The 5,735-nt window shown below is 66.5% G+C and carries 4 protein-coding genes and 1 pseudogene; 4 read left to right on the forward strand and 1 reads right to left on the reverse strand.

What is annotated here, in order from left to right:
- A pseudogene (locus EN781_RS23675) lies at window positions 1–480 on the reverse strand (lipopolysaccharide biosynthesis protein); the annotation flags it as partial.
- Between the two features lie 202 nt (window positions 481–682).
- Between EN781_RS23675 and EN781_RS23680 the strand changes: the two are divergent.
- The 4 genes from EN781_RS23680 to EN781_RS23695 form a co-directional block, all read left to right on the forward strand.
- Window positions 683–3,028, forward strand: a complete 2,346-nt coding sequence (locus tag EN781_RS23680; RefSeq protein ID WP_126056469.1) for a GumC family protein — start codon at window positions 683–685, stop codon at window positions 3,026–3,028.
- A gap of 210 nt (window positions 3,029–3,238) precedes the next feature.
- Window positions 3,239–4,138, forward strand: a complete 900-nt coding sequence (gene folD / locus EN781_RS23685; RefSeq protein ID WP_126056468.1) for a bifunctional methylenetetrahydrofolate dehydrogenase/methenyltetrahydrofolate cyclohydrolase FolD — start codon at window positions 3,239–3,241, stop codon at window positions 4,136–4,138.
- Window positions 4,139–4,154: 16 nt separating this feature from the next.
- Entirely contained in the window at window positions 4,155–5,153 is a 999-nt protein-coding gene (locus tag EN781_RS23690) for a GlxA family transcriptional regulator (protein WP_126056467.1), read from the forward strand.
- Between the two features lie 114 nt (window positions 5,154–5,267).
- A partial coding sequence (locus tag EN781_RS23695) for a VWA domain-containing protein (RefSeq protein WP_127400378.1) occupies window positions 5,268–5,735 on the forward strand: 468 nt, incomplete at its 3' end.

The raw sequence follows: 5,735 nt of genomic DNA on the forward strand, positions 1-5,735 counted from the left end.
GCCGAGCCCGTTGTTGACGATCAGCGCCACCTCGACCGGCCGCCACAGCAGCGCCTCGGCGAAGACGACCGCGGCGAACACCGGCAGCGGCACGGTGCCGGCGAAGAAGATCAGGTAGACGACGTAGGATGCCGCCGCCAGAACCGGCAGCGAGACGATGCCGAGCAGCAGGAAGCCGGCGGTGAAGGTGCCGATCAGGTTGGGGCGGATCGTGGCGGTGCGGTAGAGCGCCGAGATGAAGCCGAAAGCGAGGACGCGAGACAGCATGACGCCCGCCGCCGAAGCGGTGGCGAACATGCCGAATTCGGCGATCGACAGCGTGTTGGCCAGCGCGATGAAATAGGCGAGCGAGAACACCAGCCGTCCGCCCGCGCCGCTGATTGCGGAAAAATAATCGAAAACCAGCTTCCGGCGCGCGGCCACGAAGGCGCCGATCCGGGTGAGGCTCCGCCTCTGCGGTATGTCGCTGGCATGGGTCATAGATCCGCCGGACCATAGGCCGGAAAGCTTAACGTGCCGTTCTGGAGAGGCTTCGACTGCGCCCGAAAACCATGCAATCAGGGCGCGAAAACTCGCCTTTCTGGCGCCGAAATTAACCTTTTGTTTCCTATGCCTGTTTAGCGTGGCTTAACGATTGGCCGACCGCCTCTCCCAAGCCGCCGAAGAGTAAAGCTCCAAGACAATGGTCGACAGGGACAACCGTGAGGACTGGAGGCGTGAGCGCTCGCTGCTGGCGCTCGGTCAGGCCATGCGTGGCGAGGATGACGCCTCTCTGGTCGCGATCGGCGACCGCGCCAACCAGTCATGGCGCGAGGATGCGGCGGAGCGCCACCGTCTCGCACGCGCGCAGCGCGAGACGCGCTCGCCCGCCGGCGTCGAGCCGGGCCGATATCAGGCCGATCGGCAGCCGATCGCCAACGAACCGCACGTCGAGGACGGCTGGGCCAAGCGAAGCGACTATGCGCGCGAGGAGCCGGCGGGACTTTCGCAAGGCCACGCGCCTCAGGCCGCGCTCGATCCCCGCCATGCTGCGAACGTGCGGCGGCCCGCCGTCGACGATGCCGACAGCGAGCAGTGGAAGCCGCTGATCGACCCGATGCAGGTCGTGCGCGGCATTGCCCGCTCGAAGGCGCTGATACTCTCGACGACGATCCTCGGCGCGGCCCTCGGCGTCGCAATTGCCTTGTCGACGCCGAAGAAATACGAGGCCACGGCCGAACTCATCGTCGATCCGCGCGACCTCAAGCTCACCGATCGCGATCTCACACAGAACGTGGTCGCCTCCGACGCGACGCTGGCGATCGTCGAGAACCAGGTCCGCGTGCTCACCTCCGGCACGGTCCTCAACAAGGTCGTCGACAAGCTCAATCTCACCAACGATCCCGAGTTCAACGGGCAAGGTTCCGGCGGTCTCGGCGTCATGTCGATGATCCGCTCGATCCTGTCGCGCCACGATGCCGGCGCCGCCGACGATGCCCGCCGGCGCGCGCTCGCCGTCGGCAATCTGGCCGAGAGCCTGTCGGTCGAGCGCGGCGGCAAGACCTTCGTCATCTCGATCGGCGCCACCACCCAGAACGGCGAGAAGTCGGCCCTCATCGCCAACACCATGACCGACGTCTTCCTGCAGACCTTCGGCCAGATCCAGTCCGACACCGCCGGCCGCGCCACCGACGAGCTGACGGCGCGGCTCGACGAATTGCGCAAGGGCGTCGAGGCGGCCGAGCGCAAGGTCGAGGATTACCGGGCCACGCACGACCTCGTCGACGCGCAGGGCCATCTGATCAGCGACGACCAGATGCTGAAGCTCAACGAGCAGCTTTCCGTCGCCCGCGCCCGCACGCTGGAGCTCAACGCGCGGGCGGCTTCGGCGCGTTCGCTCAGCGTCAATTCGGTCCTCACCGGCACCTTGCCGGAAGAGATCAACTCCAACACCATGGGCGAACTGCGCGCGCAATATGCGGCGCTGAAGCAGGAGGCCGATCGCGCCGCCGTCCGGCTCGGCCCGCGCCATCCCGAACTGCAGGCGCTCAGCGCCCAGCTCGCCGGCGCGCGTGACCGCATCGCCGGCGAACTGCAGCGCATCGCTTCTTCGCTGCAGGTCGACCTGAAGCGCTCCGTCCAGCTGGAGCAGGATCTTGCCTCCCGCCTGGCGCAGGCCAAGGTGCAGAGCGGCGACGTCAACAGCGCGCTTGTCTCGCTGCGCGAGCTTGAGCGCGAGGCCGCGGCCAAGCGCTCCGTTTACGAGGCCTTCCTGCTGCGCGCCAAGGAAACCGGCGAGCAGAAGGACATCAACACCGCCAACATCAACGTCATCTCCAAGGCGTTTGCACCGCTCGAGGCGAAAGGACCGTCGCGCGCCGTGATGGCGCTCGCCGGCCTGCTGCTCGGCTTTGCTTCCGGTGTCGGGCTCGGCGCCATGCGTGGCGCCTATGAGAGCCTGCACGAAACCGCGACCTCGCGCTCGCGTCGCCGCGGAAACGACGACCGCAGGCCGGCGGTCGAAGACAAAGTCTATCGGGCGCCGCCGCCTGCTCCGCTGCCGCGGTCGCAGCCGCGCGCCCCATTGCCGCCTCCGCCGCCGCCCGCCGCGACCACCGGGGCCGAACGTTCGGGGCCGGTCGGCGCCCTGCTTTCGGCGGTGCGCGAGATGATGCCCGGCAAAAGGCAAAAGCCCGCCGATCCCGGCAAGGTCACCGAACGCCCCGCGTCCTATCGGCAGCCTCAATTCCAGCAGGATGAGCCGCCTCGGCGGCAACCGATGTACCCCGCTCAGCGGGCGCGGGCCTACGACGATGAGCCCGGTTTTCGGCCGGCACGGCCCGAACAGACAGCGCCGGCTGGCTATGCCAATCCGTCGCCAGCGGCGCAGCCCGGCGGGCAGGGGGCCTACCGGGATCAATTGTCGCCGCAGGTGCAAGACACCGAGGACCAGCAGGGCCAGATCGACGAAATCCGCGAAAGCCTGCGCGAATTCCGCGAAGCGGTGCGCGAGCTCACCGAAAGCCGTTCGAACCGCCGCTATTTCTAAATCCCGCCCCATCCGATAAAAGCGGCCGGTTTCGAGTTTACGGCATGCGACGGCGTTTTGACGGGATTGCCCGTCGGAATTTTCGTGAAAATGCCGCTCGGCATATCGCCCGAACCGCGCGGGTTTCGGGTCTGTGAAACAATGGGACAAGGCGGTCGCATGAATCCCAAGGGATGCGACGTGCGCTGATGGAAGAGTTGAAGGTGGTTCATGGCCGAAGTGATTGACGGAAAGAGCGTCGCCGAAGACGTGGTTGGCAAGGTCAAGGCGCTGACCGCGGAACTGGCGGGCAAGGGCGCGACGAAGCCCGGCCTCGCCGTGGTGATCGTCGGCGAGGATCCGGCGAGCCAGGTCTATGTCGCCTCTAAGTCTCGCACCGCCAAGGAATGCGGCTTCCACTCGCTGCAGCACACGCTGCCGGCCGAGACCTCGGAGGCCGAATTGCTCAAGATCATCGGGGATCTGAACGCAGACCCGTCGATCCACGGCATCCTGGTGCAGTTGCCGCTGCCCGGCCACATCGATTCCGGCAAGGTCATCCAGACCATCGCGCCGGAGAAGGATGTCGACGGCTTCCACTTCATCAATGTCGGCAAGCTCGGCACCGGCGAGCTGGAGACGGCCTTCGTGCCCTGCACGCCGGCCGGCTCGATGCTCCTGATCGAGCGCGTGCGCGGCAAGGACCTCTCCGGCCTCAACGCCGTCGTCGTCGGCCGCTCCAACATCGTCGGCAAGCCGATGGCCAACCTTTTGCTTGCCGCCAATTGCACCGTCACCATCGCCCACAGCCGCACCAAGGACCTGCCGGCGCTTGCCCGCACCGCCGACATCCTGGTCGCCGCCGTCGGTCGTCCGGAAATGGTCAAGGGCGACTGGGTCAAGCCCGGCGCCACCGTCATCGATGTCGGCATCAACCGCATCGCCGCGCCGGAGAAGGGCGAGGGCAAGAGCCGCCTCGTCGGCGACGTCGCCTATGCCGAAGCCGCCAAGGCGGCCGGCGCCATCACGCCGGTGCCTGGCGGCGTCGGGCCGATGACCATTGCCATGCTGATGGCGAACACTGTAGCTTCCGCCTACCTTGCGGCCGGGTTGAAGCGGCCGTCCTTCTGACCGGGAAGCAGTCTACTTGCCGAACCATTCAATTCCCATCGAACGGCCGGTCGCGAACGATTCCGTTCAGGGTGGTCGTCAGTTCGGGTTCCTGCTGGTCGACAAGTTTTCGATGTTCTCGCTGGCCGCGGCGATCGACTGCTTTCGCTCGGCCAACCGCTTGCTTGGCCGCGATGTCTATGGCTGGACGACCATATCGGCGGATGGCGACGCCGTCATGGCCTCGAACGGCCTCCCGCTGAAGATCGATTATTCCGTCGCTGATATGCCGCCGGTCGACATCCTGTTCGTGTCGGTCGGCCTCTCCATCGAATTCCCGGGCAAGAGCAAGGTGCTGGCGGCGCTGCGCAGCTGGGGCAGGCGGGGCAATGCGCTCGGCGCGCTGTCGGTCGGCTCCTATCTGCTTGCCGAGGCCGGCCAGCTCGACGGCTATCGCTGCACCATCCATTGGGAGAACCGCGCCGGCTTCATGGAGCGTTTCCCGGACATCAACTGCACCGGCAATGTCTTCGAGATCGACCGCAAGCGTTACACCTGCGCCGGCGGCACCACCTCGATCGACCTGATGCTGGAGATCGTGCGCACGGATTTCGGCTCCAACCTCGCCAACGGCGTCGCCAACCAGTTCCAGCACGAGCGTATCCGCTCGGCCGGCGACCGCCAGCGCGTCGGCCCGGAACGCGACCTCACCGGCAAGTCGGAGAAGCTCAGGCGCATCGTCGAGCTGATGGCCGATCACCTCGACGAGCCGCTGTCGGCGGTGCAGCTTGCCAAGTCGGCGGGCCTGTCGGTGCGCCAGGTCGAGCGCCTGTTCCTGCGCCATTTGAGCGTCACCCCGGGGCGTTACTACATGAGGCTCAGGCTCGAGCGGGCGCGCGAACTGCTGCGCCAGACCAACATGCCGATCCTCGACGTGGCGATCGCCACCGGCTTCACCTCGCACTCCTATTTCGCGCAGAGCTATCGGCTGCAGTTCGGCCGACCGCCGTCGGAAGAGCGCCGCACCACCTACTGAGCATGAGCCGCCGTCCCTGGTGCCTGTGCGCAAGGCCGTGTGCGGACTTGTGTCCCAAGGCCGGGTCAAATACCTTTCCCGCCGCGGACCAGAGGGGTTTCCTAGGAGAGTTTCATGATGCGATTGGCACGGAGCGTCGCCACGGCGATCCTCCTTTTGTCGACGACCACGCTTGGCCTTGCCGCCAACAAGGTCATCATCATTCTTGATGCCTCGGGCTCGATGTGGGCGCAGATCGACGGCAGGCCGAAGCTCGAGATCGCCCGCGAATCGCTGCGTACCGTGCTGCAGTCGGTGCCGGCCGACGACGAGATAGGCTTCATGGCCTACGGCCATCGCCAGAAGGGCAGTTGCGAGGACATCGAGCTGATCGTGCCGCCGCAGGCGGGTTCGGCGAGCGCCATTTCGGCCGCCGCCGACAGCATGAAGTTCGTCGGCAAGACGCCGCTGACAGCAGCCGTCAAGCAGGCGGCCGAGGCGCTGAAATACACCGAAGACAAGGCAACCGTCGTCCTCATCACCGACGGGCTCGAGACCTGCGGCGGCGACCCTTGCGCGCTCGGCAAGGAACTGGAGGCTTCC

This window comes from Mesorhizobium sp. M4A.F.Ca.ET.090.04.2.1 (assembly GCF_003999085.1).
Taxonomy (GTDB): domain Bacteria; phylum Pseudomonadota; class Alphaproteobacteria; order Rhizobiales; family Rhizobiaceae; genus Mesorhizobium.

Excerpts from the sequence above, each read along its gene's own strand:
- EN781_RS23680 (WP_126056469.1), top strand. The coding sequence starts at position 683 with ATGGTCGACAGGGACAACCGTGAGGACTGGAGGCGTGAGCGCTCGCTG.
- folD (WP_126056468.1), top strand. The coding sequence starts at position 3,239 with ATGGCCGAAGTGATTGACGGAAAGAGCGTCGCCGAAGACGTGGTTGGC.